We start from the raw sequence: 2,850 nt of genomic DNA, 5'->3' as shown, positions 1-2,850 counted from the left end.
AATAACCCTCACGTTATCCCGTCAAACAACGTCCGGCACATGCTGTCGGCCAGTTCCTCGATCTCGAGACGCCCCGGCCGGTACCATTCGATCGACCAGTTCATCATGCCGAATAAGTTCAGTCGTGCCATCGAGATGTCGACGTCGGCGCGGATCTCGCCGGCCGTCCGGGCCTTGGCGAAAAGGTCGTGCCAGTAGGCGGCGTAGGCGCGGTGTTTTTGGATGTGGCGTTGGCGGATGGCCTCGGGGACTTGGTTGTGCAGGTGGATGTTGGCGGCGGCGTAGTCGTCGTGGCGCAGGTTGATTTCCAGGTGCGCCAGGATGGCGACGGCCAAGTGGTCGCGGTAGCTGGCCGCCGGGCCCAGCTCATTGATACGCTGGCGCACGGTTTCGGCGACGCGGCCGTGGCCACGCTCCAGCACTTCGTCGAGCAGCTGTTCCTTGGAATCGAAGTGATAGTAGAGACTGCCGGCCTGGGTGTCGGCGGCCGCCGCGATGTCGGCCAGGCGGGTGGCCGCGTAGCCTTTCTGGCGGAATATCTTGGCCGCCGCGTCGAGCACGCGTTCGCGTGTCTTTTGGGATTTGCTGGCCTTTTGTTCGTTATTTGGCTTCACAGGCCCATCTCGAAAGGTTTCGCTGGCTGCCAGTATAGAGGAAATTCTAATTAATGTTAGTTTCTAATTGTCGTTAGAAAAATATTGATTCCAGTCCCCGCCTGTGATCTGTTTGTCGGCAGGATCTGGGACCAGCACCGGCGCAGGAGAGCAATCATGAAATACGCCACCGACTATGGCTACGAAATCAAACCGGTCTACGGGCCCGGCGATGTCGATGGATTGGATTACCAGCGCGATCTCGGCGATCCCGGCAGTTTCCCCTACACCCGGGGCTATTACGAGGCCGGCTACCGCAGCCGCATGTGGACGCGGCGCATGACGGCCGGGCTGGGGTCGTCCAAGGACGCCAACAAGGTTCTGAAAAAGTATCGCGAGATGGGGCAGAAGGGCGGCATGTGCGTCATCCATGATCGCGTCTCGTGTTCCTGCATCGATGCCGACCACCCGCTGGCCCGGCGCGAGAACGGCGTGCTGGGCTGGCCGGGCTCGTCGCTGCTGGAATTCGAGGAGTTGATGGAGGATATCCCGCTGACCGGCCAGTCGATCACGCTCTTGGGCTGCTGCGCGCCCTCGTCGCTGCGCCTCGCCTACGTCATAGCGCTGGCCGAGAAACGCGGCATCGATCCCAGCGAGATCCACGGCTCGGTCTTCGAATCGCCCTTCGGCAACGTCTTCGGCCAGACCGACGTGCACCCCTTCGACCTCAACATGAAGCTCTTTTTGGACGTTTCGGAATACGTGGTGCGCAACCGCATCAAGATGCGCGGCGGCCTGGTGGGCCAGCATTTCCAGGAATCGGGCGGCAACAACGCCCAGATGCTGGCCATCGAGCTTTCCATGCTGAAGGAGGTCTGCGGCCGCCTGGTCAATGAGCGCGGCCTGGCATTCGAAGAAGCCATGCGCGTGCCCTACCAGTTGGTCTCGATCGGCTCGCGCTTTTTCGAGGAAGTCGCCAAGGTCCGGGCGCTTCGCCGCATGTGGGCCAAGATGGCCAAGGAACACTTCGACGCCAAGGACGAAAAGTCCTGCCAGCTGCTGATCGCCGTCCACACCTCGGGCCGCGTCATGACCTACCAGCAGCCCTTGAACAACATCGCCCGCAGCGCCATCCAGACCCTGGCCGGGGCCATGGTGGGCTGCACGGCGCTCGATAACGCCACGCTGGACAACGCCCACGCCGAGCCCTCGGCCCTGGCGGCGCTGATGTCGCTCAATACCCAGCACATCGTGGCCGAGGAGACCGGTGTGGCCGACGTGGTCGACCCGCTGGCCGGTTCCTACTTCGTCGAAAGCCTGACCAACGAGGTGGAGGCTGCGGGCTACCGCGTGCTGGAAGAGATCGACGCCCAGGGCGGTTTGGTGGCGGCCATCGAACAGGGTTTCATCCAGGCCATGATGCAGGAGGAAGCCAACCTCAAGTTCCGCCAGATGAACGACGGCGAACGGCTGGTGGTGGGCGTCAACCACCTGACCATCCCCGAGGAAGAGGAAGCCTTCGAGATCCCGGTACAAGAAGTCGAGGCCAGCGATTCGGAAGCCATCGCCAAGCGCATGGAGGAATGGAAGAAGACCCGGGACACAGCCGTCATCCAGGCCGCTCTCAAGCGCCTCTACGCCGACGCACGAAAAGAAAACCGCTTCAACCTGATGCCGGCCATCATCGAGGCGGTCAAGGTCTACGCCACGGCCGGCGAGGTCATGGGCACCATTCGCCTGGCCCGGGGGCTCAAGTACGATCATTTCGAGATGATCGATTGCCCTTACGAGCTGGGCTAGCACGGGGACCAATCCATGAACCAAGGTAAAGGCATCAAGATGCTGGTCTCGATGATCGGCCTCGACAGCCACACCACAGGCGCCGAGGTGGTGGCCACGCTGTTGCGCGACGCCGGCTTCGAGGTGGTCTATCTCGGTGTCAACCAGACTCCGGCCATGATCGTCAACGCCGCCCTTCACGAGGACGTCGACCTCATCGGCATCAGCAGCCACGCCTCCAATTTCGCCCTCATCGAAGACCTCATGGAGCTGGTCGAGGAGAGCGATCTGGCTGACGTTCCGGTGGTCGTCGGCGGCCACATACCGCCGCGCCAGATCGAAAGCCTGTTGGCCCGTGGCGTGGCCAGGATCTTTCCCCCGGGCAGCCAGGGCGAGGCCATCGTCGACTACCTGGCGGCCAACGCTCGGGGCCGGGGAGCCGCGGCCTGAGGCGGGCCAAAAAAATGGGGCGCTGACG

At 62.6% G+C, this 2,850-nt stretch carries 3 protein-coding genes; 2 read left to right on the top strand and 1 reads right to left on the bottom strand.

All coding sequences use genetic code 11. The annotated features are described in order from the left end of the window. Nucleotides 1-8: 8 nt before the first annotated feature. Nucleotides 9-614, bottom strand: coding sequence for a TetR/AcrR family transcriptional regulator (locus tag QGG75_05440; protein MDP6066685.1), 606 nt, complete (start codon nucleotides 612-614; stop codon nucleotides 9-11). Nucleotides 615-770: 156 nt separating this feature from the next. On the opposite strand from QGG75_05440, the gene QGG75_05435 reads away from it, so the two are divergent. Together QGG75_05435 and QGG75_05430 are read left to right on the top strand one after the other, a co-directional pair. After that, nucleotides 771-2,393 carry a methylmalonyl-CoA mutase family protein gene (locus tag QGG75_05435; GenBank protein ID MDP6066684.1) on the top strand — a complete coding sequence of 541 codons (1,623 nt, stop codon included), beginning with the start codon at nucleotides 771-773 and terminating at the stop codon, nucleotides 2,391-2,393. Between the two features lie 15 nt (nucleotides 2,394-2,408). Continuing rightward, complete coding sequence (locus tag QGG75_05430) at nucleotides 2,409-2,822, top strand: cobalamin-dependent protein (protein ID MDP6066683.1); 414 nt, start codon at nucleotides 2,409-2,411, stop codon at nucleotides 2,820-2,822. Nucleotides 2,823-2,850 lie beyond the last annotated feature (28 nt).

Source organism: Alphaproteobacteria bacterium, assembly GCA_030740435.1.
Classification (GTDB): domain Bacteria; phylum Pseudomonadota; class Alphaproteobacteria; order UBA2966; family UBA2966.
The sequence above is the reverse complement of the archived record's forward strand: the minus strand, read 5'-3'. Positions and strand labels throughout refer to the sequence as shown.